Origin of the sequence: Stenotrophomonas sp. 3diitr2024 (genome assembly GCF_042136455.1) — a bacterium.
Classification (GTDB): Bacteria; Pseudomonadota; Gammaproteobacteria; order Xanthomonadales; family Xanthomonadaceae; genus Stenotrophomonas; species Stenotrophomonas sepilia.
Genome location: NZ_JBHHMJ010000452.1, coordinates 1 through 24,898, shown reverse-complemented (window position 1 = coordinate 24,898; position 24,898 = coordinate 1). Strand labels below are relative to the sequence as shown.

The following is a 24,898-nucleotide window of genomic DNA, read 5'->3' as shown; positions in this document are numbered from 1 at the left end:
CGCATGGACCGTTTGCTTTCCCGAGTGTTGTTGCTGCTGGCCGCGCTGGTTGCGCTGCCGGTGGCTGCGGCCGATGCCAATTGGTGGCAGGCCGAATGGAAGTACCGCAAGCCGATCACCATCGACGCCGGCCCGCAGGGCGCGGGCCTGGCCGGTGACCCGGGCCGCACGCCGCTGCTGCTGCGCCTGCATACCGGCAACTTCGGCTTCGACGGAACCCAGGATGCTGGCAACGACCTGCGCTTCGTTTCGGGTGATGGCCGTACCGTGCTGGCCCACCAGATCGAACAGTTCGATCCCAGGATGGGCCTGGCCCTGGTCTGGGTCGACGTGCCGGCGGTCAGTACCGCCGCGCCGCAGACGATCTGGATGTACTACGGCAATGAGAAGGCACCGGCCAGCGGCAACGGCCAGCAGGTGTTCGATCCGGACTACACGCTGGTCTACCACTTTGCCGAGGCCAATGCGCCGGCACGCGACACCACCGCCTATGGCAACAATGCCGGTGCGGTGGTGCCGCCGTCGGAAGGCACGGTGATCGGCCGTGGCGTGCAGCTGGGCGCCGGTCCGCTGCCGCTGCCTGCCAGCGCATCGCTGGCTCAGGAAGCGGGCGCGCCGCTCACCGTTTCAGCCTGGATCAAGCCGGGCGGCAACACTGCGGCGCAGGCGATCTATGCGCGTCGCGACGGCGCATCCGAGCTGGTGCTGGGCATGGAGAACCGCGTGCCGTTCGTGCAGCTCAATGGCCAGCGCAGCACGCCCGCGCAGCCGGTTCCGGAAGGACAGTGGGCACACGTTGCACTGACGGCAGAGAAGGGCGCGTTGCAGCTGTACCTCAACGGGCGCGTCGTTGCCCAGCTGAGCGGTGCGCTGCCGGCGCTGGGCACGGCTCCGGTGGTGGGTGCCGATGCGCCGGGGGCGGTGCAGCCACTGGCCAACTTCGAAGGTGCGCTGGATGAACTGCGCGTCTCGCGCGTGGCACGGCCGGCCGCGCTGCTGCTGGCCGATGCCACCGCACAGGGTGCCGATTCGCGGCTGATCAGCTACGGCGCGGACGAGCAGTCAGCCGGGCAGAGCCACTTCGCCTTCATCCTCAAGGCGATGCCGTTCGATGCCTGGGTGGTGGTCGCGATCCTCGGCCTGATGATGCTGCTGTCGTGGGCGATCATGATCGCCAAGGGGCGGCATTTCGGCCGTACCAGCAAGGCCAATGCGGTGTTCACCGAGAGCTTCGGCAAGCTGTCCGGCGTGCCGCTGCGCACCCTGTCCGACATGGACCGCCAGGGCAAGGCGCCGGCCGCGATGCACGATGGCTCGTTGTGGCGCATCTACCAGGTGGCCATCGATGAAATGCAGCAGCGCCATCAGCGCGACGGCAACAGTGGCTACCTCAGTGGCGCCACCATCGCGGCGATCCGCGCGTCGATGGATGCGGTGATGGTGCGTGAGCAGGAAGCGATGGCACGGCGCATGAACTGGCTGTCGACCACCATCGAGGGTGCCCCGTATGTGGGCCTGTTCGGCACCGTGATTGGCATCATGCTGGTGTTCGTGGTGGCGGCGATGGCTGGCGCGGTCGACATCAACTCGGTGGCACCCGGCATGGCCGCAGCGCTGCTGTGTACGGCGGCTGGCCTCGGCGTCGCGATCCCTGCACTGTTCGGCTACAACTACCTGGGCGCGCGTGCCGAAGCGATCGGTGCGGACATGGCGGTGTTCATCGACGAGTTCGCCGCGCGCCTGGCCGAAGAGCAGGACGGGCGCGGCCCGGCCGCGGTCCAGGGCTGAGGAGCGCGCCATGGGCCAGAAGGCGAAGTTCGGCATCAAGAAGCGCGAGAAGGGCATCAACGTGACGCCCTTCGTCGACGTGCTGCTGGTGGTGCTGGTGATCTTCATCCTGACCAGCAACGCCTCCATCCCCGGTATCGAGGTCAACCTGCCGAAGGCCAGCAACGCCGTGGCGCTGGAGAAGCCGAAGACCAAGGCGATCACCATCGACCCCAGCGGCCAGGTGTTCCTGGATGCCTACCCGGTGACGATGGCCGAGCTGGAAGACCGGTTGCGTACCGAGCGCGCGACCACGCCGGATTTCCCGGTGATCGTGCGCGGAGACGCACAGGTGCAATATGCCCGGGTGGTCGAGGTGCTGGACCTCTTGCGGCGCCTGGAGCTGGCCCAGGTGGGCCTGGTCACCGGCAAGGCGCAGGGCTGAGGCATGACCGCCCATCAACCCCCCCGGCCGGAGCCCGGCATGCGTGGTCGCCCGTTGCTGGTGACCGTCGCGCTGGTGCTGGTCGCGTTGCTGGTGCTCGGCGTCGCGCTGTGGTGGCTGTTGTTCAAGGACACCGCCAGCACCCGCCGGCCGGTGGCGCAGCCGCCGATGCTGGCGTTGCCGCCACCGCCACCGCCTCCGCCACCCCCGCCTCCACCGGAAAAACCGCCGGAACCGGAAACGCCGCCGGAAGAGACGATGCCCGAACCGGAGCCGCTGGATCAGCCGACGCCGGCCGAAGAGCCGACGCCGACCCCGGACAACAGCGATCCGGTGACGATGAATGCCGACGCGCAGGCCGGTGGCGACAACTTCGGCATCCAGTCCGGCAGTGGTGGCGGTTCGTCCGGTGTCGGTCGTGGCGGTGCCGGCAACGCCACCTATGGGCGCTACCTCGGCTACCTGATGCAGCAGGCGATCTCGCGCGACGACAAGGTCAAGCGCCTGGCGTTCCAGTTGCAGGTGAATGTGTGGCTGGCCAGCGATGGTCGCCTGGAGAAGGTCGAGCTGGTGCGTGGCAGTGGCAACGAGGAGGCCGACGCGGCCGTGCTCGATGCACTGCGTCGCATCGGCAAGGTCGACCAGGCACCGCCGCCGTCGCTTGATTTCCCCGCCCGCGTCCTGATCCAGGGCCGCCGGCCCGGGGCCTGATTCCCGACCTCCGTGATTTCCCTTCTTCCGATGAGAACCGTGATGAACGACCACGTCCGTGCACGAACCGACTCCCGCCACCCGCGGCCGGCCCGACGGGCGCTGCTGTGCTGCGCCGTGCTGCTCAGCCTGGCCGCCCCGGCCGGCGCGATGGCCGCCGAAACCACCATGGTCAAGCTGATCAAGGGGCTGATCGCCAGCGGTGCACTGAAACCCGAAGACGGCCAGGCATTGCTGGTGCAGGCGCAGGCCGAAGCAGCGGCGTTGCAGCGCACCGCGGCCGCCGGGACACCGGCCGCCAGTGGTGGCGTGGCCCTGGAGGCCGGTGACGTGCGCGTGCCGTACGTACCGCAGAGCGTGCGCGACGGCATTCGTGACGAAGTGCGCCAGGAAGTGATGACGCAGGCCAGGTCCGAGGGTTGGGCGGCGCCGAACGAAGTGGCTGAGTGGACCAAGCGCATCAAGGTCACCGGTGACATGCGCGTGCGCAGCGAGTCGCGCTTCTTCTCCGAACGCAACAGCGACATCGTCAGCAACTGGTCGTCGATCAATTCCGGCAACGGCTTCGACACCAACACCAACACCAACCTGCAGCTGCCACCGCTGCTGAACACCCGCCAGGACCGCCGCAACCTGTGGCGCATCCGCGCCCGCCTCGGCATCGAGGCGACCATCGGCCAGCACACCACGGCCGGCGTGCGCCTGGCCAGCGGCAGCAGCAATGGCCCGGTGTCAACCACCGAGCAGCTGGGTGGTGGCCTGAGCAAGAAGGACGTGTGGCTGGACCAGGCTTGGCTGGCCTACAGCCCGGCCGACTGGGTGACGGTGCGCGGCGGCCGCTTCGGCAATCCGTTCTGGACCAGCGATACGCTGTTCTCCAACGACCTGAACTTCGATGGCCTGGCCGCCAACCTGCAGTACGACTTCGGCGGCGGTGACCTTGGCCTGTTCGGCAATCTGGCGGTGGTACCGCTGGAGTACACCTCCGACAGCGCGCCCAGCCAGAGTCGGGTCAAGACCCCGAACGAGAACAAGTGGCTGTCCGGTGCACAGGTCGGCGTGAACTGGCGTTTCAACGATGACAACGCGCTGCGCGCCGCGCTGGGTTACTACGACTTCAAGAACATCAGCGGCCGCCTGTCCTCGCCGTGCGCGCTGTATGCGGGCGCGGTGGGCTGCGACACCGACTGGTCGCGCCCGGCGTTCATGCAGAAGGGCAACACCCTGATGCTGATCCGCGACATCGCACGCAACCCGCTGGATCCAGCCAACACGCCCACCCCGCAGTACGTCGGCCTGGCCTCGGCATTCCGCCTGGCCACGCTGAACCTGCGCTGGGATACGCAGCTGGCCCAGGGCATCGGCCTGCGCCTGGATGGCGATTACATCCGCAACCTGGCCTACGACAAGCAGGCGATGTTCAGCCGGGCCAACAACGGCATCGTCAACAACTACGGCGCCGGTGGTACCGCCAGCATCGACACCTTCCGCAGCGGCGACACCGCCTGGATGGTGCAGGCCACCTTCGGTGCCACCGACCTGAAGGAGAAGGGCCAGTGGCAGGCGCTGCTGGGCTACAAGCGCATCGAGGCCGATGCGCTGCCGGACGCCTACAACGACCCGAACTTCCACCTCGGGGGCACCAACGCCCGCGGCTACTACGTGGGCGGCGCCTACGCGCTGGACGCGCGCAGCTGGATCAGCGGCAAGTGGATGGCGGCCAAGGAAGTGTCCGGTGCTCCACTGTCGATCGATGTGTTCCAGCTGGAGTTCAATACCGGGTTCTGAGTGACGGCGTGATGTGGATCACGTAGTGCGTGGCGGGGGCGCAGCGATGCGCCCGTCTAAGGAAAGGAGACCACGCGCTGCACATAAGGAGGAGTGGATGAGCCGTCGCAAGCTGTTCGAGAGTTCCGAACCGTCCAGCCGATCGCTGGGCATCGGCCCGGCCTATGTCTCGGTGGAGGGGCTGCGCCAGCACCTGGCGGAGTTCCTGCTGTATGCAGGCCGGCCGGTGGTGATCATGCGCGGGCGCAGCGAAGTGGGGTATTTCCTGCCAGCGCGCTGCTGGCGCCAGCGTGACGATGATCCGCTGGCGGCCGCCGCCGCCGACGAGCTGCTGGACGCGGCCGGGTTCCAGGCCGAGGATATCCAGCAGGTAGAGCAGGAATTCAACGCGATGCGCCAGCGCACCGTGCTGCATTCACGGCGCTGAACCTTTTGCAGAGCCGGGCATGGGCCTGGCTCTACAGTAGATCCACGCCATGCGTGGATGGGGTTACGCAGCACCCCCGCGCTCACTGGTGATGCGTGCACCCTCGCGCATCACCAGGGTCTTCTCCGCCACTTCCAGCGCTGGCATGCAGCACGCGGTGCACGTGGAAACGGCCATCCTCGTCACGTTCCGAGCGCAGCTCGGCATGGAAGCTGCCATGCCGGAGTGAATGCGCCGCGGCTGCGATCTTCATCGATCATCACGCGCCCTTGTAGCCCGGTTCGCGCATCCTACGGCCGTTGCGGCGGAGGTGGGCCGCGTGTATCGAGGAGCGCCGGTCGTGCTGGAAGCGGGCAACAAACCAGAAGGCCTGAAAGGGTTGAGAGTACTGGTGGCGGAAGATGAATTCGCCATCGCGATGTTCCTGGTGGACTACCTGGAGCTGAAGGGCGCGCAGGTGGTGGGGCCGGCCGGGGATCTGCAGGCACTCGGCCGGCTGCTGGATGACAACCCCATCGATGTGGCCCTGCTGGACATCAACCTGGGCGGTGAACAGGTGTATCCGCTGGCCGACCGGCTGGCCGAAGCGGGTACGCCGTTCATGCTGACCTCTGGCTACGATGACAACCTGCCCAGCCGCTTCGCGGATGCGCCACGCTGCACCAAGCCCTATCACATCGAGGCCCTGGTCCAGCAGCTGGCGGGACTGGTGGCGACGCCGCAGGCCCCTGCGGGCATCGCCTGATTGCGCGGCATGTCGCGCCACACCGAAGGCCTCCGGGCCGTTGAGCGCCCGGCGGGCATGCCGCCGTCGCTGCAGGCGCATGCGCGCCATGACGGCATGGCCGCCCGTATTGCCCGGCACGACTGGTCAGGCACGCCACTGGGTGCGATCGAGCAATGGCCGCCGCACCTGCGCGCCACCGTCGACCTGATGCTTGCGCACGGCTTTCCGATGATCGTGCTGTGGGGCGAGCAGCTGGTGCAGCTCTACAACGATGGCTATGCCGAGATCCTGGCTGACAAGCATCCTGGCGGACTGGGCCAGCCGACGCGCGAGTGCTGGCCCGAGGTCTGGCACATCAACGGCCCGATCTACCAGCGTGTGTGGCAGGGCGAGACCATCACCTATGAGGACAAGCTCTATCCGCTGGCGCGGCGGGGGCGCTTGGAGGATGTCTGGTTCACCATCACCTACAGCCCCATACGGGGAGAGGACGGGTGCATCAACGGCGTGCTGGTGACCATGTTCGAAACGACCGCTGCGCACGTCGCGCAGGCGGCCCGCGAACGCGAGGAACAGAAGCGCCGTGAGAGCGACCGCCGGTTGGCGCTGGCCTTCAAGGTGCTGCCGGTGGGTGTCTGCATTGTCGACGCCGACGGCAACCTGCAGCTGTCCAACGACCAGATGCGGACCTATCTTCCCACCGGCAAGGTGCCCTCCACGGATCGCCCCAACCATTACCGGTGGCAGGGTACGCATCCCGATGGCTCGCGCATCGAACCCCACGATTTCGCCATCGCCCGCGCCCTGCGGGGGGAGACGATGGTCCCAGGCCTGGAGTTCCAGTTCATCCATGACGACGGGCGCGCGCGCTGGACACGCGTCGCCGCCGCACCGTTGCGTGATGCCGATGGCGGGGTGAGTGGCGTGTTCGCGATCGCCGTGGACATCGACGATCTCAAGCGTGCCACCGAGCGCCAGTCGGTGCTGCTGGCCGAACTGCAGCATCGGGTGCGCAACATCATGTCGACCATCCATGCCATTGCCTGGCGGACCCGCGTATCGGTCGGCAGCGTGGACGAGTATGCCGAGCGCCTGTGCGCGCGGCTGATGTCACTGGCGCGCACGCAGAGCCTGTTGACCCGCGGCGCCAATGTAGGGGTCTGCCTGCGCGGCATGCTCGAGGAGGAGATCGCGGCGCAGGCACCGGCGGCCGCTGCCTGTCACCTGCAGGGTGAGGATGTGCTGTTACCACCGAAGGCGGCCGAAGTACTGTCGCTGGCCATCCATGAGCTGGCCGCCAATGCGCTCCGGCACGGCGCGCTGGCCCACGAGGACGGGCGGGTCGATGTCTGCTGGCAGCTGCAGGTGCAGGACGGGCAGCCGTGGCTGGGCCTGCACTGGTGCGAGCGCCATGCCGAGGTGGAGGGGTGGGAGATGCCACGCCAGCGTGGCCTGGGGCGGGTCCTGATCGAGCAGCGGGTGCCCTATGAACTGGCCGGCAGCGGCGAGCTGCGCTTTACCCCGCAAGGCCTGGATGCCTGGATCCGCTTCCCGCTGCGCGATCGCGACAGCCTGCTGCAGACCGACGCCCCGGACACCGGGCTGCCTGGGTAAAAGGGCATTTATCTCCAATTTGGCCAAATTGGGTATAGTGGTTCCCATCCGCCCCGCTTGGAGCCGTGCCATGACCCTGCCGCTGGATCTGCCTGGCCTCGAAAAGGCCCCGGCCTCGTCGGTGAAGACCCGCGGCTGGCCGAGCCTGATGCGCACCGTGCGCGAAAAGCAGGCGCTGGTCATCACCAACCACAATCACCCGGAAGCGGTGATCGTGGACATCCGCACCTACCAGGAACTGCTGGCCAAGGCCGCTGGCGGCGATGCCGGTGAGCGCAACGAGGAACTGCAGCGCCTGCGCCGCGAGTTCGACCAGACCCTGGCCGGGCTGCAGCGCGGTGAAGGGCTGGGCAAGGTGCTGGGCCAGCCGATCCGGCGCGGCCGCAAGGTCACCCTCGGCCGCCCGCTCTGATCGATGGGACGCATCCTGGCGCTGGCCGGTGTCAATGGCGCCGGCAAGAGTTCGCTGCTGGGCACCTGGCTGGACGCCGAAGGGCTGAGCTGGTTCAACCCGGACGCGTTCACCCGTCGCCTGGTCGACGCCGGCTGGTCGCTGCCGGAGGCCAACGCCGAGGCATGGCAGGAAGGCACCCGCCGCCTGCGCCAGGCCATGGCCGATGGCACCGACTTCGCCTTCGAGACGACGCTCGGCGGCAACACCATTCCGCGCCTGCTGCGTGAGGCCTGCGAACGGCATCAGGTGGCGATCTGGTTCTGTGGGCTGGCCGATGTTGAGCTGCATATCGCCCGTGTTGCTGCGCGGGTGGCCGCCGGTGGCCATGACATTCCAGTCGAGAAGATCCGCGCGCGTTTCGATTCCGCGCGCGCGAACCTGCTGGAGCTGCTGCCGCACCTGGCCGAGTTGCACGTCTACGACAACAGCGCACCGGCCGACGCGCAGGGTTGCGTGGTGCCGCTGCCGGTATTGGCCATGGCTGCAGGCGAACTGCAGTACCCGATTGCCGTAGCCGACCTGCTGCACACGCCCGGCTGGGCCAAGCCCATCGTGATGCGTGCAATGGAATCGAACACCCCGCGCTAGATCCACGCCATGCGGGGATGCTTTGGCTGTGGTTAGACTGGCCGCACACCCAAGGAGGATGACATGCACGGACCTGCGATGTTCCGCTCCACTTCGACCTGCCTGGCGCTTGCTGCGCTGGCGCTGTCCAGCCTGACGGCGATGGCCGCGCCGGCCGCGTCCAAGCGGGTGGTGGCGCCGCCCAGCCTGGTACAGGCGTATCGGGCCGCCGAAGCCAATCTGCGGCTGATTCCCGGCGATGACATCGAATCCGAGTTCCGTCCGGTGTGGACCGCTGTTGCCGATCTCGATGGCGATGGCCGTGCCGAGGTCGTGTATTTCTACACGTCCACCTACACCGGCGGCAGCTTCGCGCAGAGCAATGTGGTGGCGGTGATGACGGCGCTGACAGCGAACGATCCGCGTGGCCAGGAGAACCCGAAGAGCCTGTCGCCGGTGGAGGCAGAGGACTATGCCGCCATCCGCAGGTATGGCTATGGCGATGATGCCGGCATCCAGATTCCGGGCGCGGTGCAGTCGATCCGAATCGAAGGCAACCGGATCATCGTTGCCTTCACCGTTACCGCAGGCGCAACGGTCTGCGAAATTCCCCGCGATTTCCGCCACGTCTGTCCGCCGGACGGAAACTACACCTGGACGCTGCGTTGGACGCCGGGGAAGCTGACCCGCATCAAGACGTAGCGCCATGCAGCGCCGGGCGTATCCACCCGGCGCCACTTGGCCCATCGATCCACGCCATGCGTGGATCGCATTCTGCACCCGGCCTCAGGCAGGCTTCACCTGCTCGGGCTCGGCAACATCCGGCAGCGGCGGCAAGGTCGGGTCCACCGTCACCGGCACATCGCTCTTCAACAGCGCGGCCGCTTCCTTGTCGCTGCCGACGGCCGGCGGTGAACCGCGCAGCGGCAGGCCGGCGGTTTCCTTCACGAACAGCATGGTCACCAGGCCGATCACCGCCGCGCCCATCAGGTAATAGGCCGGCACCAGCGGGTCGCCGGTACGCTCCACCAGCCACGCGGTCACCAGCGGCGTGGTGCCACCGAACAGCGACACCGACACATTGAAGGCGATCGACAGCGCGCTGTAGCGCACCGGGGTGTAGAACAGCGCCGGCAGCGTGGACGGCATCGAGCTGGTGAAGCACACCAGCGCCAGCCCCAGCAGCATCAGGCCAAGGAAGATCAGCCCGTCGTTGCCGCTACCGACCAGCAGCAGGCACGGAATGGCCAGCACCAGCAGCGCGATGCACGCACCGATGATCATCGGGCGCCGGCCCAGCCGGTCACTGAACAACCCGCCGACGATGTTCAGCGGCATCATCACCAGCATCACGATGATGATCAGCAGCAGGCCCTTGCTCTCGGCATAGCCCATGGTGACGCTGAGGTAGCTGGGCATGTAGGTCAGCAGCATGTAGTCGGTGACGTTGAACACCAGCACCAGGCCCATACATACCAGCAGCTGGCGACCGTGTACCTGGAACAGCGCGCCCAGCCCCGGCCGCTCGTGCTCACGCTTCTCGGCTTCCTCGGCGAAGGCGCGGAACGCCGGGGTTTCCTCCAGCTTCATGCGCATGTACAGGCCGAGCAGGCCCAGCGGGCCGGCCACCAGGAACGGAATGCGCCAGCCCCAGTCCAGCATCTGCTCGCTGCTCAGCAGCATGTGCAGCGCGGTCACGGTACCGGCGCCGGCGATGTAGCCGCCCAGCGTGCCGAACTCCAGCCAGCTGCCCATCAGGCCGCGGTTGCGGTCGGTGGAATACTCGGCGATGAAGGTGGCCGCGCCCCCGTATTCGCCACCGGTGGAAAAGCCCTGCACAACGCGTGCGAGCAGCAACAGCGCCGGTGCCCAGATACCGATGCGCTCATACGAGGGAATCAGGCCGATGGCAAACGTGCCCAGCGCCATCAGGATCATGGTGAACGCCAGCACTTTCTGGCGGCCGTAGCGATCACCCAGCGGGCCGAACACCAGACCGCCCAGCGGCCGTACCAGGAACGCTACGGTGAAGGTGGCGAACGCGGCGATCACCTGCGCGGTGGGGTTGCTGGAGGGGAAGAACACCTGGCCGATGGTGACGGCCAGATAGCCATAGACACCGAAGTCGAACCACTCCATGGCATTGCCAAGTGCGGCCGCGCCGACGGCGCGCTTAAGCATGGGCTTGTCGACGACGGTGATCTCATCGACCTTCAGGTGGCGGCGGCGTTTGAACCAGCCGAAATGGGCGTGTGCCTCGGGGGTGTCCTGCATGGGGCTCCCTTGTAAGTGGAAGAGGTGAATAGACGGTGGGCTAGGTCCCGGAAATCGGAAACGGCGATGCAGGCGCAGGTGGCGCAGGCATCGGGGGCAGGGGGAATGTGCGCACGCACGGCGCCACGCGCACGACAACGCACCGGCGTAACGGCGGACATGCGGAACAGACCGCTGCAGCGCGCAATCAGCGGCCAGCGGTCACGTCAGCGTGCGAATGCAGGCAGAGCGCCTGCGGGCGTCATCCGCCGGGATCCAGCGCGAGGCGGTGGAAGGGCAGGGCGGGAGCCATCGTGGCAAGCGAAGCGCCGGTCGGCAGTGCTTCCCACGTAACAGGTGCGCCCGTCACGTAGTGGGTCGTGTCGATCATCCGTTCATGATAACGGCATCGGCGTGAGCATGCAGAGAAGCCGGCTGATCTGCACGCTGTGTTCCATCACGCCTGTTCATCCGCGCAGCGTGCAATGACATGCGTTGAACGAACTCTGGCCGCAGCGCTCACGCCATGCTGTCTACGGTGGGGGTGAATGCAATAGCGCAATCGAAAAGGAGCACCGCATGACCCGTCGCATTCCCGAAGGTACGCTGATCATCGTCGCTGATGGTGGTTCGGCCCGCGTGTTCACCAATGTTGGCAGCGAACACCAGCTGACCCTGAAGCAGGAAGGCGAACTGCGCCTGCAGGACATCAGCGAGCAGGGTGTCTCCGGGCAGGGGCCGGCCGGCGCGGTGCCGAAAGACATGTCCATTTCGCAGCTCAACGAGGCGACGTTCGCCAAGCAGGTGGCGGAGCAGTTGAACGAAGATGCGCTCAACAACCGCTTTGCACACCTGGTGCTGGTGGCAGACCCCACCACGCTGGGCCGTATCCGCCCGCTGCTGCACAAGGAGGTCCAGGCCCGCCTGCTGGGCGACATTGCCAAGGACCTGACAAACGCCCCGCTGGCGGATATCCAGAAAGCGTTGGCGGCGTAACCGGCATGCCGTTCATGCGTGACTACCCGGCGGCGGAGCCCGCTGGCGCGGACGTGGACGCGCAGGCGGGCTGGCTGCTGCTCGAGTTCGGTGCACCCTGGTGTGGTCACTGCCAGGCCGCGCAGCCCGCACTCCAGGCGTTTGTGGACGCCTACGATCTGGTGCACTGGAAGATCGAGGATGGCAAGGGAAAGCCCCTGGGGCGTGCATTCAAGGTAAAACTGTGGCCCACCGTGGTACTGCTGCATGACGGCCAGGAAGTGGCGCGGGTGGTGAGGCCGGTCGACAGCGCCGACCTCGCCACCTTGCAGGGCGCATTGCTGGGCTGAGGGCAGCAATCGCTGCGTGCGGTGCGCACGGCGCCGAGCAGGTTCGGCTGCATCGCGGTCTAGTGATAGGTCACCTTTTCCGCTTCCGCACGCAGCTTCTGCAGCAACGACCGACCATGCTGGCTCAGCATGACCATCGCGTTGGCGATCTCTTTGGCGTTGTAGCCCATCGGTGAGGGTGGCTTCGGCTCGGGGCCGTACTGCTCGCCGATGAGGATGGCCATGCCTTCAGCACTGTTGAGGGCATGTTCGATGCGCTGGAACAGCGATTCCATGGCCGGGCTGAGCAGACGCGTGTGTTTCATGCGGAAACTCCTTGGGTGCGAGGGCCACCGCAAGGGTGGCGGGCGATGCGTGCTTGGAACTCCCGGAAGGAACAGAGAAAACCGGAGGGCCTGACGGCCACACGCAGCGCCCGCCGCAGTTACGACGAGCTACCTCTGTCCTTCTTTTCGGGGGTTCCAATCCCGGCAGCGGGATGTCCGCTGCGGCGCCATCCTGGGCAGATCGAGGCGCTGCGCACCAATTGATGGTTCGTCTCGCTTTGTCCCGCGCCGAAGGCGCGGTCTTTCAGAAGTGCATGTGTGGACATCCATTGCCGTATTGGCACCGATCTGGAAGGGGGAAAGCGGAAGGCTATGAGGCGATTTGTCGTCCGGCCATGCAATTACGTGCAAATCATCGTGCCGGTTCCGGCGGCCGCACTGCAGCATGCGACAGGGCAGGGCTGGTGCTAGGATCGGACTACTACCTGAATCGATCCAAATGCCGATGCCCATACTGGACCGTGGTCTCCTGATCGCTGTCGCCGCCACGGCGATGTTTGCTTCCGGCCTGGCCAGTGCGGCCCCAGCCAGAACCGCCGCCGACAAGGCATACGCCTCGGTCGACCCGTTCATCGGCACCGGTGGCGAGGGCCATACCTACCCGGGGGCCACGGTGCCGTTCGGCATGGTCCAGCTCAGCCCGGACACGCGTATCCAGCCGCGTGAAAAGGCCTATGGCTGGGCGGCGGGCTACCGCTATGACGACAGCAGCATCGTCGGCTTCTCGCATACGCATTTTTCCGGCACCGGTCATTCGGACCTGGGTGACGTCCTGCTGATGCCGTTCACCGGCAATCCCGGGCTGGAGCGCGGCGATCCGGAGAAGCCGCGCAGCGGTTACGCCTCACGGTTCCGCCACGCTGACGAGAAGGCCGAGCCGGGCTACTACGCAGTCACCCTCGATGACTACAAGGTGCGTGCCGAGCTGACCACCAGTGCGCGCGTGGGCGTGCATCGCTATGCCTTCCCCAAGGGCACCGACGCCAAGGTGCTGCTGGACATGCGTACCAGCATGTACGACTACCCGGGCAAGGTGCTGTGGTCGCGGGTGCGGGTGCGCGCCGATGGCACGGTGACCGGCTTCCGCGAAACCCGAGGCTGGGCGCCGGGCCGCCAGCTGTACTTTGCGATGCGCTTCTCACGCCCGCTGGCCGGGCATGAGCTGCACAACACCGAGCAGGACATCGTCTACAAGGGCTTTCCGCCGCCGGGCGAAAAGGACCCGGCACAGCGCGCCCAGATCGAGGGTCGTCAGCTGGTTGGTACGTTCGCTTTCGGCAAGCTCGATGCACCGCTGGTGGTGAAGGTGGCGATCTCGCCGGTCAGTGAAGCCGGTGCCATCGCCAACCTCGACGCGGAAGTGGCCGACTTCGATTTCGACCGCGTGCGTGCACAGGCGAAGCAGGAGTGGACGCAGGCACTGTCCGTGTTGGACATTGACGCGCCGGAACATGCGCGGCGCAGTGCCTATACCGCGCTGTACCACACGATGCTGGGGCCGACGCTGTTCATGGATGCCGATGGCCAGTACCGCGGCGCGGACAATGCCGTGCACAAGGCCGATGGCTTCACGCACTATTCGACGTTCTCGCTGTGGGACACCTACCGCGCGCTGCACCCTCTGCTGACCTTGGTGCAGCCGGGAAAGCGCAACAGCGACTTCATCAACTCCATGCTGGCCCACCACGAGCACAGCCCCTACGGCATGCTGCCGGTGTGGTCGTTCCACGGCCTGGAGGACTGGTGCATGATCGGCTACCACGCCGTGCCGGTGATCGCCGATGCCTACGTGAAGGGCATTCGTGGCTTCGATGCGGACAAGGCTTTGAACGCGATGGTCGAGACCGCGAACTACGGCCCGTATGATGGCATCGCGCAGTACCGCGAGCTGGGCTATGTGCCGATCGACGAGGAAGGTGAAGCGGCCAGCAAGACGCTGGAGTACGCCTTCGACGACTGGACCATCGCACGCATGGCGCAGGCCATGGGCAAGGCCGATATCGCGGCGACCTTCGACAAGCGCGCAGGCAACTGGCGCAATGCCTTCGACAAGGACACCGGCTTCATGCGCGCGCGCAAGCGCGATGGCAGCTTCCGCACGCCGTTCGACCCCAGCGCCAGCGGCTACGGCACCGACTACACCGAAGGCAACGCCTGGCAGTACTCGTGGTACGTGCCGCAGGACGTCGCCGGCCTGGCCGCCGCGCACGGGGGCAGCGACAAGCTGCTCGCGCGCCTGGACGAGGTGTTCAACGCCAAGGTGGATCCATCGATCTTCGAGCACATGGAAGACATCACCGGCCTGATCGGCTGGTATGCGCACGGCAACGAGCCCAGCCACCACGTGGCCTACCTGTATTCGTATGCCGGCCAGCCGTGGCGCACCCAGGCGCGGCTGAAGCAGATCATGGACACCCAGTATGCCGACCGCCCCGATGGCCTGGCCGGCAATGATGACGTTGGCCAGATGTCGGCCTGGTATGTGTTCACCGCGCTGGGCTTCTACCCAGTGGCGCCGGGTTCGGGCGAGTACATCCTGGGCCGTCCGTTCCTGCCCAGGACCGCGATGCGTCTGCCGAACGGCAAGACGTTCACCATCGTGGCCGAGGGGCTGGATGACGCGCACACGTATGTGGGCAGCGTGACGTTGAACGGCAAGCCGCTGCAGCGTACCTTCCTGCGCCACGACGAGATCCTGGACGGTGGCGAACTGCGCTTCAGCATGCAGGCCGAGCCGAACAAGGACTGGCCGGGGCAGGGCGCGCAGGCGCCGTATTCGATGAGCCAGTGACGATGGGCGGCGCGGCATTGCCGCCGTCATTGCCCCGCACTTGGTAGGTGCCAACCTCGGTTGGCACGCGGGAGGTCAAGGGCATCTACCAAGGTGGGCGTCTTCCGGAATCCATGGGTCGCGGTGCTTTTGGTAGGTGCCAACCTTGGTTGGCACGCAGGACGTCAACGCTCAGCGGAACCGCAGCCCGACGCGCGCGCCACCGAGCGGCGCCGTTTCGATCTTCAACATCGCACCGTGCCGTTGCGCGATCTCGGCCACAATCGCCAGCCCCAGCCCGCAGCCGTCGCCCTCGCTGCTGGCCCGGTAGAAGCGTTCTGTGACGCGCGCGCGTTCGGCTTCGGCGATGCCGGCGCCGTCATCGTCCACCCATACCTGCACGCCGTCGGTTCCCTGCCGAACGCCGAGGGTGATGACTCCGGGCGTGGCGCCATAGCGCAGCGCGTTGTCCAGCAGGTTGCCCAGCGCCTCGCGCAGCAACTGCGGATCGCCCTGTACCTGCACGCCGTCGTCGGGTCCGTCGTAACCCAGGTCAACGCCCGCCACCAATGCGCGGTCGGCATAGCGCTCGACCACGCCACGCGCCAGCGCGGCCAGATCCAGAGGCTGCAGCGGCAGTGCGCTGCCCTGTGGATCTTCCGAGCGGCTGAGCATCAGCAGCTGGTTGACCAGGTGCTGCAGCCGTGCCAGCCCGGCCAGCGTGCCGGACAACGCCAGCTGCTGGGCCTGCGGATCCTGGTGGCGGAGTGAGCTCTCCAGCTCCACCTGCATTGCCGCCAGCGGCGTGCGCAGCTGGTGCGCGGCATTGCTGACGAAGCGCCGTTGCGCGGCCTGCATGGCGTCCAGTCGTTGCAACAGCGCGTTGTAGGCCTCCACCGCCGGCCACAGCTCGCGTGGCGCCTCCTGCGCGGGTTCCAGGGGCGCCAGTGGGTCCGGGCGGGGGCTGGCCAAGCGCCGCGCCACCTGGTTGGCATGGCGTGCGGCCGCGCCGGTCCCGGACCAGGCCAGCCACGCTGCCAGCGTGAGGATCGCAGCTTGGAACGGGATGCTGGTCAGCAGCAGCTTGCGCTCCAGCCGGTGGCGCTTGCGCAGCGTCTCGGCTACGCGCAGCCGGATATCGTGGCCCGGTCCGGCACTGACGAGGACTTCGACCATGCGCACCGGCTGCCCGCGCAGGCGCCCATCGTAATAAACCGCGTCGTCGCTTGATGCGGCGGTGGCCGGGCGCGGCAGCGCTTCGGCCAAGTCGCCATACAAGCGTCCACCCGCAGCATCGACCACTTCGCCATGCACTTCGTCGGCGGTGTCCCAGCTGAACATACGTGACACCGCGGGCGTGATCTCGATCGAGGCATGACCCTCCTGCACCGTCACCAGCTCGGACAGGGACATCGCCGAGTCCAGCAGCCAGCGGTCATAGACCTGACCGGCATAGAAGCGCGCCAGCGCGAAGGAACCCACCGCGCTACACATCAGCAGCACCAGCAGTGGCAGCCACAGGCGGCGCAGCAGCAGGCTCCGCAGGCTGTGCACGCGCTCAGTCACCGCTGGCCTCCAGGCGATAACCCAGGCCACGCAGCATGCGGATGCCGACGCCGGCACGCGCCTGTTCCAGCTTGCGGCGCAGGCGACTGACATGCACTTCGATCACCGACAGGTTGGCTTCGTGGTCCCAGCTGTACAAAGCGTCGAACAGCCGCTGCTTGGTCACGGTGCGGCCGGGATGCTGCATCAGTGCCTCGACCAGCGACAGCTCGCGGGCGGTCAGTTCGATGCGCTGGCCGTCCACCTGCGCCTCATTGCGGATGCTGTCGAAGCACAAACGGCCCAACCGCTTCTGCGCCGGTGCGTCGCTGCGGCGGCGCGACAGAGCACGCAGGCGCGCTTCCAGCTCGCCCAGTGCGAACGGTTTGGCGAGATAGTCGTCGCCACCCCGGTCGAGGCCGAGGATGCGGTCCTCCACGCCGTCGCGCGCCGTCAGGATCAGCACCGGCAGGATCACACCGTCGTTGCGCAGGCGCGAGAGCAGGTCGAGGCCATCGACGTCGGGCAATGAAAGATCGAGCACCATCACGTCATACGGCGCGCTGGCCAGTGCAGCCGGCGCGTGCAGCCCACGCGAAAGGTGGTCGCACAGATGGCCGGCGCCCTGCAGGGCGCGGATCAGTCCATCGGCCAGGGCGGCGTCGTCTTCGATCAGCAGGATTCGCATTGCAAGCTTCGTGCAAGGTTGGGGCAAGATTGGCGCAAGTGCGTCACCTTACCGTGACGCGCATGAATTTCTCCCCTTGCCTTGCGGCTGTGTTGGCCGCCCTTTCGTGCGCACCTGCGGCGTCGGCACTGTCCCTGCAGGAGGCGCAGCGCGCCATGGAAGCACACAACCCGGACCTGCGTGTGGCGGCACTGGCGCTGCGTGGCGTGCAGGGCGACGCGCAGACGGCGGCGCTGCGTCCAGCGACCGAGCTGTCGATCGGCACCAGCAAGCTCAGCCCCAGGCACGGCGTCGGCCCGGGCCGCTGGCAGGACAAGCGGATGGACAGCACCGTGGGCCTGGGCTGGACCTGGGAACGCGGTGGCAAGCGCGCGTTGCGTATCCGCCAGGCCGATGCGCTGCTGGAGGTGGCCGGGCTGGAGATGCTCGATGCGCGGCGTCGCCAGCAGGTGGCGCTGCATGAGGCCTACTTCGGCCTGAAGCGCGCGCAGGAGCGGGTGCAGATTGCCGAGGCCAACCGCCAGAGTTCGGCCGAACAGATGGCGGCAGCCGACAAGCAGGTTGCCACCGGGGCGATGGCGCCGGTCGACCGCGCGCGGCTGGCGGTGGACGACCTGGCGGTGGCCGACGCGGCGCGCGAGGCGGCCATGGATCTGCGCAATGCACGGCATGCGCTGGGCCTTCTGCTCGGGCGTGACGACAGCGGTGACCTCAGCGCCGATGATCCCTGGCCGGACCTCGCAGGCGTTGCCGCAACGCGCGCGTTCGATCCGCAGCAGCGTGCCGATCTGCGCGCAGCGCGTTCGCGCCTGGCCGCGGCCGATGCCGGTGTAGCACTGGCGCGCAGCGAGCGCCACCGCGATGTCCAGCTGGGTGTGGAAGCCGAACGCGAGCCGACCGACATCAGCGGTGTGACCTGGGGCGTGTCGTTGACCATTCCACTCGGTGGCCCATCGCGTGCACGCGGCGCGATGCAGCGTGCCGAGGCCGACCGTGATAGTGCGGCGCTGGAACTGCAGGTGCTGCAGCGCGAAGCGCGCGCCGAGCTGGACCAGCTGCAGGCCGGCGCGCAATCCGCCGCGCAGCGCCGCAGCGACTACGAAGGACTGCAGTCCGACGCCGCGCGCAAGGCGGTACAGGGCATCGAACTGGCCTACCGCCGTGGTGCCGCCAGCCTGACCGATCTGCTGGATGCGCGCCGCAGTTGGCGCGAATTCGAGGCCGCGTTGATCGAAGCGCGTGCCGACCATGCCATTGCCCTGGCGCGCTGGGAAGCGGCCACATCCGTTGTTGAAGGAGAGTCCCGATGAAGTCCACCGTCGCCCGTCGCCTGCGTGCGCGACATGCCGTGCTGCCGGCCCTGCTGGCGCTGGCCCTGCTGGGCGGCTGCGGCCGCGAACCGGCGTCGTATACCGAGGACGCGCCGCAGGTCAGTGCCGGCCAGATCCAGTTTCCAGCCGGCAGCCGCCAGCTGGACGTGCTGCGCAGCGAGGCGGTGACCGCTGGCGCCAGCGCCAGCCTGCAGCTGCCGGGCCGGGTGGCCTGGGACGAGACACGCTCCAGTGCACTGCGCACGCCGTTGCCGGGTCAGGTGGCGCGCATCGAGGCGCAGCCGGGGCAGAGAGTGAAGGCAGGGCAGGTCATCGCCTGGATCACCTCGCCGGAGTTCGGCCAGGCCCAGGCAGAGGGCGCGCGTGGCCGTGCCGAACTGCAGCAGGCACGCAAGGAGCTGGAGCGCACCCGCGAGCTGCACGCCGCGGGAGTGGCGTCGGGCCGTGAACTGGATGAAGCCGAAGCGAACCTCGCTGGCAGCCAGGCTGATCATGCACGTGCGACTGCCTTCGCCAGGGCCTACGGCAATGGCCAGCGCGTGGACCAGCGCTTGCCGCTGCGCGCGCCCATTGATGGCGTGCTGGTGGAGCGGCGGATGAACCCGGGCATGTCGGTCAGTCCCGACAGCGAGAAGCCATTGGCAGTGATCGGCGATCCGGACCGCCTGTGGCTGCTGCTGGATGTTCCTGAAAGCCTGGCAGGGCGGTTGAAGGCCGGCATGCAGGTGAGCGTGCCCGGCGCCGATGGACAGCCGCTGCAGGCGACCCTGCAGCACGTGGATGACTTCATCGACAGTGAGCGCCGCGTGGTGCAGGCGCGTGCCGAGCTGGACAACCGCGCACGTGGCTTCAAGGCCGGGCAGTACGTACGCGCCCAGGTGGCGTTGCCGTCCGAGGGCGGTGTCTCGCTGCCCGACGCCGCGGTGTTGCTGATCGACGGAAAGCAGGTGGTGTTCGTGGAGGAAGGCAAGGGCCGCTTCGCGCGCCACGCGGTGCACGCCGAGGAGCTGGGTGACGGCCGCCTGTGGGTGCGTGAAGGCCTGGCGCCGGGCAGCAGAGTGGTCGTCGAGGGTGGCCTGCTGCTGCAGCAACTGGTCGACAGCGCGCCAGCCGCCGCCAGCGCCGGCACGGGGCATGCCGCGCCATGATCGATCGCCTGATTGCCTATTGCCTGCGCCAGCCGCTGATGGTGATGCTGGCGCTGCTGCTGTTCATCGGCGCTGGCATCGCCGCGTTCCGCGTGCTGCCGGTGGAAGCCTTCCCGGATGTGTCCGACACCCAGGTGACGGTGGTGTCGCTGCACCCGGGCCGTGCCGCCGAAGAGGTCGAGCGCGAGGTGACGATGCCGCTGGAAGTGGCGCTGTCTGGCATTCCGCATTCGGTGCGGGTGTTCTCGCATACGCAGTTCGGCCTGTCGATGATCATCCTGACCTTCGACGACAAGGCCGATGACTACTTCGCACGCCAGCAGGTGCTGGAGCGCCTGCAGGGCGTGGAGCTGCCGGAAGGGGTGACCCCGGAGCTGGAGGCGATGAGCTCGGCGGTGGGCGAGATCTACCGCTATGTGCTGAAAGGCCCGCACCTGACCCCGACCCAGCTGCGCACCGTGCAGGAATGGACGATGGAGCGTAGCCTGCGCACCGTTCCTGGAGTGGCCGATGTGATCAGCTTCGGTGGCTTTGCGCGCACCTTCCAGGTCAAACCGGATTTGGACAAGCTGCGTGACCGCGGCATCAGCCTCGGTGAGTTCGCCGAGGCGCTGGAGAAGGGCAGCTCGAACGCGGGCGGCGGCTATGTGGAACGCGGCCAGCAGCAGTTCCTGATCCGTGGTGTGGGCCTGATGCGTTCGCCGGCCGACATTGGCAACGTGGTGGTGGCGCAGCGCGGTGGCACGCCAATCCTGGTGCGCGACCTTGCCGGTATCGCCGATACCGGCCTGCCCCGGCAGGGCCTGGTCGGCCAGGATGACAATGACGATGCGGTGTTCGGCATGGTGCTGATGCGCAAGGGCGAGAACCCGTCCGACGTGCTCGACGCCCTGCATGCGCGCATCACCGAGATCGAAGCCAACCAGCTGCCGGCCGGGGTCAGCATCGAGCCGTTCTACGACCGCTCGTGGCTGGTGTCGACCACGTTGAAGACCGTGTTCCGCAACCTGCTTGAAGGCGCGGTGCTGGTGTTCCTGGTGCTGTGGTTGTTCCTGTACAACGCCCGCGCCGCGCTGATCGTGGCGGCGATGATGCCGCTGGCCCTGCTGTCGACCTTCCTTGGCCTGCATCTGTGGGGCGTACCGGCCAACCTGTTGTCGCTGGGTGCGATGGACTTCGGCATCATCATCGATGGCGCGGTGATCGTGACCGAACACATCGTGTCGCGGCTGTCGAAGCTGCCGCCGAACGCTGACAGGAAGACGCGCTTCTCTACCGTACTCTCGGCAGCCTCCGAAGTGGGGCGCCCGACGTTCTTCTCGATGCTGATCATCATCGCCGCACACATCCCGATCTTCACCCTGCAGCGCCAGGAAGGCCGCATGTTCGCACCGATGGCGTACTCGGTGACCTCGGCGTTGATCGGTGCGTTGATCCTCGCACTGACCGTGGTGCCACTGTTCTGCTACTGGTGGCTGCGCCGCGACCGCATGCGCGATGGCAATCCGCTGATGGACCGCCTGACCGGCGGGTACAAGCCGATCCTGGAACGCGCACTTGCCCGTCCGCGCGCGGTGGTGCTGACTGCGGTTGTGCTGCTGGTCGGTACGCTGGCACTGGGCACGCGGCTGGGATCGGAGTTCCTGCCCGAGCTGGACGAAGGCTCGATCTGGTTGACCGCCACGCTCGACCCGAGCACCAGCCTGGCCGAGGCGCAGCAGCAGTCGCGGCGCATCCGTGAGCTGGTCGGCACTTTCCCGCAGGTATCGACCGTGGTGGCCAAGTTGGGGCGCCCGGAAGACGGCTCCGATGCCAAGGGCGCCAACCAGATCGAGGCGCTGGTGGCGTTGAAGCCTGAGAAGGAATGGCCGAAGGGCGTGGACAAGCGACAGCTGGTGAGCGATCTGCAGCGCACCTTGGAGCAGCGGATTCCCGGGCCGGAGTTCTCGATCTCGCAGCCGGTGCGCGACAACATCCTGGAGAGCATCTCGCAGATCAAGGGCCAGGTGGTGATCAAGGTCAGCGGCTCGGACCTGGATGTACTGAACCAGCACGCGCAGGCGATCCTGGCCCAGGTACGTGCGGTGGACGGCGTGGAAAGCGCGTTCATCGATCGCGACGGTTCGCTGCCGCAGCTGCAGATCGACATCGACCGCGACCGCGCCGCGCGCTACGGCCTGAACGTGCGCGACATCGACGAGGTGATCGAGACCGCACTGGGCGGACGCCAGGTCGGTGAACTGTGGGAAGGTGACCGCAGGTTCCCGATCACGCTGCGCCTGGACGACGCCGACCGTGACCTGCAACGGTTGCGCACGGTGCCGGTGGGCATTGGCGATGGCCACACCGTGACGCTGTCCGACGTGGCCGAGTTCCGCATGGCCAGTGGCGCGATCAACATCTCGCGTGAGAACGCACAGCGGGTGAAGGCGGTGAGCATCTTCATCGCCGGCCGCGACATGGGCAGCGTGGTGGCCGACATGCGCAAGCGCGTGGACGCCAGCGTGCAGCTGCCGGATGGCTACCGGCTGGAGTGGTCTGGCGAGTTCGAGAACCAGCAGCGTGCGATGAAGCGGCTGGGCTGGGTGATTCCGCTGTCGGTGCTGATCATCTTCGTGCTGCTGTTCGATGCCTTCAAGGACATCAGCAGCGCTGCGCTGATCCTGGCCAACGTGCCACTGGCGATGATCGGCGGCATCCTGGCCCTGTGGCTGACCGGCATTCCGCTGTCGGTGTCGGCGGCAATCGGCTTCATTGCATTGTTCGGGCAAGCGGTGCTGAACGGCGTGGTGATGCTCAGCCGCTTCGCCCAGTTGCGCGAGCAGGGCATGGACCTGCTGCAGTCGGTGGTGCTAGGTTCGCTGCAGCGCCTGCGCACGGTGCTGATGACCGCACTACTGGCGATGTTCGGCCTGCTGCCGATGGCCACCTCGCATGCGATCGGTGCCGAGACCCAGAAGCCGCTGGCGGTGGTGGTGATCGGCGGCCTGCTGTCGGCGATGCTGTTGACCCTGCTGGTACTGCCCACGCTGTACTACTGGGTACACCAGCGTCGCGAGGCCCATGGCGCCTGACCTGCCTGTAGCGCCGACCCCACGCTCGGCTGCTTCTGGCCTTCGCGCGAAGAGCAGCCGAGCATGGGCTCGGCTCTACACCGGCTTCGCGTCCTGCGTGGATTCGATCAACCGCCACGGGTTCCCAAGCAGATCCACGCCATGCGTGGATGCCGTCCGCGCGACCTAGACCATCCCACCGTTGGCGCGCAGCGCCTGGCCGTTGATCCATCCGCCATCCGTGCCAGCCAGGAACCCCACCGCGCCGGCGATGTCTTCCGGCGTACCCAGCCGCTCCAGCGGGTTCATCCTCGCCAGCCGCGCGATCAGTTCCGGCGATTTTCCCTCCAGGAACAGATCGGTGGCGGTCGGGCCCGGCGCCACGGCGTTCACGGTGATGTTGCGCCCGCGAAGCTCCTTGCTGAGGATCGCGCCCATGGTCTCCACCGCCGCCTTGCTGGCGGCGTACACGCTGTAGTTCTCCAGCCGGATGCCGACCACGCTGGTGGACAGCGTGACGATGCGCCCGCCGTCGCGCACCCGTCGTGCACTTTCGCGCAGCACATTGAAGGCGCCCTTGAGGTTGATGCCGATCACCCGATCGAACAGGGCGTCGTCGGTGTCGGCCAGCGGCGCCAGCTGCAGTACGCCCGCGCTGTTGACCACCACGTCGATGCCGCCGAAGCGGTCTTCGATGGCATCGAACAGCTGCCGCACTGCCTGCGGATCGGCGACATCGGCCTGTAGCGCGATCGCCTGCGCGCCGGCTGCGTTGAGTTCGGCCGCCAGCGCTTCGGCGTCGTCGCGGCGCCCTGCATAGTTGATGGCGACAGCGTGGCCATCGGCGGCGAGCCGGCGGGAAATGGCGGCGCCGATGCCACGGGAGCCGCCGGTGACCAGAGCGACAGGGCGGGCGAGGGAGAGGGTCATGGTGGCTTCCAGTCGGGCACGCCGGAGTGGCGCAGGACTATCTTCGCGACATTGCCAGTTCGGATAATCCTGCATAATCCGCCAACATCATCCGGATCACCGAACAATGGATCGCTTCACGGCCATGCGCGCCTTCGTCCGTATCGTCGAGCGCCGCAGCTTCACCCGGGCCTCCGAAGACCTCGGCCTGCCACGGGCCACGGTGACCGACGCGATCAAGGCACTGGAACAGCGGCTGGGCGTGCGCCTGCTGCACCGGACCACGCGGCGGGTGGTGCCAACGCTGGAAGGCGAGGCCTTCTATGGCCGTTGCCTGCGCTTGATCGCCGACATGGATGATGCCGAGGCCGCGTTCCGTGACGCGCCGCCGCGCGGCCCGTTGCGCATTGAAGTGCATGGCACGCTGGGCCGGCACCTGCTGTTCCCGCACCTGCCGCAATTCCTGCAGCGCTACCCCGAGATCGAACTGGAGGTCAGCGAAGGCGACCGCTATGTTGACCTGCTGGGCGAAGGCGTGGATGCGGCGTTGCGGGTCGGGACGCTGGCCGACAGCGATCTGGCGGCGCGCCGGTTGACGATGCTGCGCGAGGTGACGGTCGCCTCGCCTGGCTACGTGCAGGCCAGGGGCGTGCCGGGCAGCATCGATGCCCTGCAGGACGGCCACCAGATGGTCGGCTACCGCTCCAGCGCCAGCGGCCAGCTGATTCCGCTGGAGTTCCAGCAGGGCGGGCAGGTGCGCTACCTGCCGTTGCCGGCGCGGGTGCGTGTGTCCGGCGCGGATGCGTTCCTCGGTGCCGCGCTGGCAGGCCTGGGCATCATCCAGGCACCTCGCTACCGGATGGACCCGTACATCGCGCGCCGGCAGCTGGTGGAGCTGCTGCCGGAGGCGCCGCCGACGCCGAGTCCGTTGAGCCTGGTCTACAGCTGTGGCTATTGGCGCAACGCCGATGATCTCGACGCCGCACAGGAAGCCAAGCTCGACCTGGTCTGCCGCAAGCTGGGCCTGCGCCCGGGCCAGCGCGTGCTGGA

General features: G+C 67.3%; 22 protein-coding genes and 1 pseudogene. 17 read left to right on the top strand and 6 right to left on the bottom strand.

Translation table 11 applies throughout. The annotated features are described in order from the left end of the window. Positions 1–3 precede the first annotated feature (3 nt). The 5 genes from ABGA94_RS11195 to ABGA94_RS11175 all read left to right on the top strand — a co-directional run bounded on the left by ABGA94_RS11195 (position 4) and on the right by ABGA94_RS11175 (position 5,138). Positions 4–1,788, top strand: coding sequence for a DUF2341 domain-containing protein (locus ABGA94_RS11195; RefSeq protein WP_375367295.1), 1,785 nt, complete (start codon positions 4–6; stop codon positions 1,786–1,788). A gap of 10 nt (positions 1,789–1,798) precedes the next feature. Next, positions 1,799–2,212, top strand: coding sequence for a biopolymer transporter ExbD (locus ABGA94_RS11190; protein WP_049413909.1), 414 nt, complete (start codon positions 1,799–1,801; stop codon positions 2,210–2,212). Positions 2,213–2,251: 39 nt separating this feature from the next. Continuing rightward, positions 2,252–2,923, top strand: a complete 672-nt coding sequence (locus ABGA94_RS11185) for a TonB family protein (protein ID WP_375367294.1) — start codon at positions 2,252–2,254, stop codon at positions 2,921–2,923. A gap of 42 nt (positions 2,924–2,965) precedes the next feature. Continuing rightward, entirely contained in the window at positions 2,966–4,711 is a 1,746-nt protein-coding gene (locus tag ABGA94_RS11180; RefSeq protein ID WP_095377500.1) for a putative porin, read from the top strand. Positions 4,712–4,808: 97 nt separating this feature from the next. Continuing rightward, entirely contained in the window at positions 4,809–5,138 is a 330-nt protein-coding gene (locus ABGA94_RS11175; protein ID WP_053500994.1) for a hypothetical protein, read from the top strand. 63 nt (positions 5,139–5,201) lie between these two features. Here the strand turns inward: ABGA94_RS11175 and ABGA94_RS11170 are convergent. Next, positions 5,202–5,355 (bottom strand): annotated as a pseudogene (locus ABGA94_RS11170) (OsmC family peroxiredoxin); the annotation flags it as partial. 123 nt (positions 5,356–5,478) lie between these two features. Here ABGA94_RS11170 and ABGA94_RS11165 point away from each other — a divergent pair. From ABGA94_RS11165 to ABGA94_RS11145, 5 genes are all read left to right on the top strand, one after another. Continuing rightward, on the top strand, positions 5,479–5,883 hold the full coding sequence (locus ABGA94_RS11165; RefSeq protein WP_005416747.1) for a response regulator: 405 nt from the start codon (positions 5,479–5,481) through the stop codon (positions 5,881–5,883). Positions 5,884–5,892: 9 nt separating this feature from the next. Beyond that, positions 5,893–7,479 carry a sensor histidine kinase gene (locus ABGA94_RS11160; protein ID WP_375367293.1) on the top strand — a complete coding sequence of 529 codons (1,587 nt, stop codon included), beginning with the start codon at positions 5,893–5,895 and terminating at the stop codon, positions 7,477–7,479. A gap of 70 nt (positions 7,480–7,549) precedes the next feature. Then, positions 7,550–7,891: a type II toxin-antitoxin system prevent-host-death family antitoxin gene (locus ABGA94_RS11155; RefSeq protein WP_005416745.1), complete on the top strand. Its 342-nt coding sequence runs from the start codon at positions 7,550–7,552 to the stop codon at positions 7,889–7,891. A gap of 3 nt (positions 7,892–7,894) precedes the next feature. Further along, positions 7,895–8,521, top strand: coding sequence for an AAA family ATPase (locus ABGA94_RS11150; RefSeq protein ID WP_069138411.1), 627 nt, complete (start codon positions 7,895–7,897; stop codon positions 8,519–8,521). A 63-nt stretch (positions 8,522–8,584) separates the two neighbouring features. Further along, a complete protein-coding gene (locus ABGA94_RS11145; RefSeq protein ID WP_069138412.1) occupies positions 8,585–9,202 on the top strand; it encodes a hypothetical protein in 618 nt (205 codons plus the stop codon). Between the two features lie 84 nt (positions 9,203–9,286). Here the strand turns inward: ABGA94_RS11145 and proP are convergent, their stop codons facing one another. Continuing rightward, positions 9,287–10,774, bottom strand: coding sequence for a glycine betaine/L-proline transporter ProP (gene proP, locus ABGA94_RS11140; protein ID WP_095377504.1), 1,488 nt, complete (start codon positions 10,772–10,774; stop codon positions 9,287–9,289). A gap of 558 nt (positions 10,775–11,332) precedes the next feature. On the opposite strand from proP, the gene ABGA94_RS11135 reads away from it, so the two are divergent. Next, complete coding sequence (locus ABGA94_RS11135; protein WP_095377505.1) at positions 11,333–11,749, top strand: host attachment family protein; 417 nt, start codon at positions 11,333–11,335, stop codon at positions 11,747–11,749. Positions 11,750–11,754: 5 nt separating this feature from the next. Then, complete coding sequence (locus tag ABGA94_RS11130; RefSeq protein WP_375367292.1) at positions 11,755–12,078, top strand: thioredoxin family protein; 324 nt, start codon at positions 11,755–11,757, stop codon at positions 12,076–12,078. A 59-nt stretch (positions 12,079–12,137) separates the two neighbouring features. Here the strand turns inward: ABGA94_RS11130 and ABGA94_RS11125 are convergent, their stop codons facing one another. Beyond that, positions 12,138–12,383 (bottom strand): hypothetical protein, encoded by a 246-nt coding sequence (locus tag ABGA94_RS11125; protein WP_375367291.1) that lies wholly within the window; start codon positions 12,381–12,383, stop codon positions 12,138–12,140. Positions 12,384–12,843: 460 nt separating this feature from the next. On the opposite strand from ABGA94_RS11125, the gene ABGA94_RS11120 reads away from it, so the two are divergent. Beyond that, positions 12,844–15,195 carry a GH92 family glycosyl hydrolase gene (locus ABGA94_RS11120; protein WP_375367290.1) on the top strand — a complete coding sequence of 784 codons (2,352 nt, stop codon included), beginning with the start codon at positions 12,844–12,846 and terminating at the stop codon, positions 15,193–15,195. A 171-nt stretch (positions 15,196–15,366) separates the two neighbouring features. On the opposite strand, the gene ABGA94_RS11115 is transcribed toward ABGA94_RS11120, so the two are convergent. Both ABGA94_RS11115 and ABGA94_RS11110 read right to left on the bottom strand, forming a co-directional pair. Continuing rightward, entirely contained in the window at positions 15,367–16,740 is a 1,374-nt protein-coding gene (locus tag ABGA94_RS11115) for a sensor histidine kinase (protein WP_375367288.1), read from the bottom strand. Then, positions 16,733–17,407 carry a response regulator gene (locus ABGA94_RS11110; protein WP_134956406.1) on the bottom strand — a complete coding sequence of 225 codons (675 nt, stop codon included), beginning with the start codon at positions 17,405–17,407 and terminating at the stop codon, positions 16,733–16,735. The genes ABGA94_RS11115 and ABGA94_RS11110 overlap by 8 nt, the downstream gene beginning before the upstream one ends. A gap of 62 nt (positions 17,408–17,469) precedes the next feature. On the opposite strand from ABGA94_RS11110, the gene ABGA94_RS11105 reads away from it, so the two are divergent. The 3 genes from ABGA94_RS11105 to ABGA94_RS11095 are packed head-to-tail and all read left to right on the top strand — an operon-like array spanning position 17,470 to position 22,960. Beyond that, on the top strand, positions 17,470–18,717 hold the full coding sequence (locus ABGA94_RS11105; RefSeq protein ID WP_375367286.1) for a TolC family protein: 1,248 nt from the start codon (positions 17,470–17,472) through the stop codon (positions 18,715–18,717). Further along, on the top strand, positions 18,714–19,886 hold the full coding sequence (locus ABGA94_RS11100) for an efflux RND transporter periplasmic adaptor subunit (RefSeq protein ID WP_111129360.1): 1,173 nt from the start codon (positions 18,714–18,716) through the stop codon (positions 19,884–19,886). The genes ABGA94_RS11105 and ABGA94_RS11100 overlap by 4 nt, the downstream gene beginning before the upstream one ends. Continuing rightward, positions 19,883–22,960 (top strand): efflux RND transporter permease subunit, encoded by a 3,078-nt coding sequence (locus ABGA94_RS11095; protein ID WP_375367285.1) that lies wholly within the window; start codon positions 19,883–19,885, stop codon positions 22,958–22,960. Before ABGA94_RS11100 ends, ABGA94_RS11095 begins: the two co-directional genes overlap by 4 nt. Positions 22,961–23,125: 165 nt before the next feature. On the opposite strand, the gene ABGA94_RS11090 is transcribed toward ABGA94_RS11095, so the two are convergent. Further along, a complete protein-coding gene (locus ABGA94_RS11090; protein ID WP_375367283.1) occupies positions 23,126–23,869 on the bottom strand; it encodes an SDR family oxidoreductase in 744 nt (247 codons plus the stop codon). 106 nt (positions 23,870–23,975) lie between these two features. Between ABGA94_RS11090 and ABGA94_RS11085 the strand changes: the two genes are divergently transcribed. Further along, the coding region (locus tag ABGA94_RS11085; RefSeq protein ID WP_375367281.1) for a LysR substrate-binding domain-containing protein at positions 23,976–24,898 on the top strand (923 nt) is incomplete at its 3' end.

Coding starts and splice junctions, on each gene's coding strand:
- ABGA94_RS11125 (WP_375367291.1), bottom strand. CDS start 12,383: ATGAAACACACGCGTCTGCTCAGCCCGGCCATGGAATCGCTGTTCCAG.
- ABGA94_RS11135 (WP_095377505.1), top strand. CDS start 11,333: ATGACCCGTCGCATTCCCGAAGGTACGCTGATCATCGTCGCTGATGGT.
- ABGA94_RS11130 (WP_375367292.1), top strand. CDS start 11,755: ATGCCGTTCATGCGTGACTACCCGGCGGCGGAGCCCGCTGGCGCGGAC.
- ABGA94_RS11175 (WP_053500994.1), top strand. CDS start 4,809: ATGAGCCGTCGCAAGCTGTTCGAGAGTTCCGAACCGTCCAGCCGATCG.
- ABGA94_RS11105 (WP_375367286.1), top strand. CDS start 17,470: ATGAATTTCTCCCCTTGCCTTGCGGCTGTGTTGGCCGCCCTTTCGTGC.
- ABGA94_RS11095 (WP_375367285.1), top strand. CDS start 19,883: ATGATCGATCGCCTGATTGCCTATTGCCTGCGCCAGCCGCTGATGGTG.
- ABGA94_RS11110 (WP_134956406.1), bottom strand. CDS start 17,407: ATGCGAATCCTGCTGATCGAAGACGACGCCGCCCTGGCCGATGGACTG.
- ABGA94_RS11180 (WP_095377500.1), top strand. CDS start 2,966: ATGAACGACCACGTCCGTGCACGAACCGACTCCCGCCACCCGCGGCCG.
- ABGA94_RS11190 (WP_049413909.1), top strand. CDS start 1,799: ATGGGCCAGAAGGCGAAGTTCGGCATCAAGAAGCGCGAGAAGGGCATC.
- ABGA94_RS11145 (WP_069138412.1), top strand. CDS start 8,585: ATGCACGGACCTGCGATGTTCCGCTCCACTTCGACCTGCCTGGCGCTT.
- ABGA94_RS11100 (WP_111129360.1), top strand. CDS start 18,714: ATGAAGTCCACCGTCGCCCGTCGCCTGCGTGCGCGACATGCCGTGCTG.
- ABGA94_RS11150 (WP_069138411.1), top strand. CDS start 7,895: ATGGGACGCATCCTGGCGCTGGCCGGTGTCAATGGCGCCGGCAAGAGT.
- ABGA94_RS11160 (WP_375367293.1), top strand. CDS start 5,893: ATGTCGCGCCACACCGAAGGCCTCCGGGCCGTTGAGCGCCCGGCGGGC.
- proP (WP_095377504.1), bottom strand. CDS start 10,774: ATGCAGGACACCCCCGAGGCACACGCCCATTTCGGCTGGTTCAAACGC.
- ABGA94_RS11090 (WP_375367283.1), bottom strand. CDS start 23,869: ATGACCCTCTCCCTCGCCCGCCCTGTCGCTCTGGTCACCGGCGGCTCC.
- ABGA94_RS11155 (WP_005416745.1), top strand. CDS start 7,550: ATGACCCTGCCGCTGGATCTGCCTGGCCTCGAAAAGGCCCCGGCCTCG.
- ABGA94_RS11120 (WP_375367290.1), top strand. CDS start 12,844: ATGCCGATGCCCATACTGGACCGTGGTCTCCTGATCGCTGTCGCCGCC.
- ABGA94_RS11185 (WP_375367294.1), top strand. CDS start 2,252: ATGCGTGGTCGCCCGTTGCTGGTGACCGTCGCGCTGGTGCTGGTCGCG.
- ABGA94_RS11195 (WP_375367295.1), top strand. CDS start 4: ATGGACCGTTTGCTTTCCCGAGTGTTGTTGCTGCTGGCCGCGCTGGTT.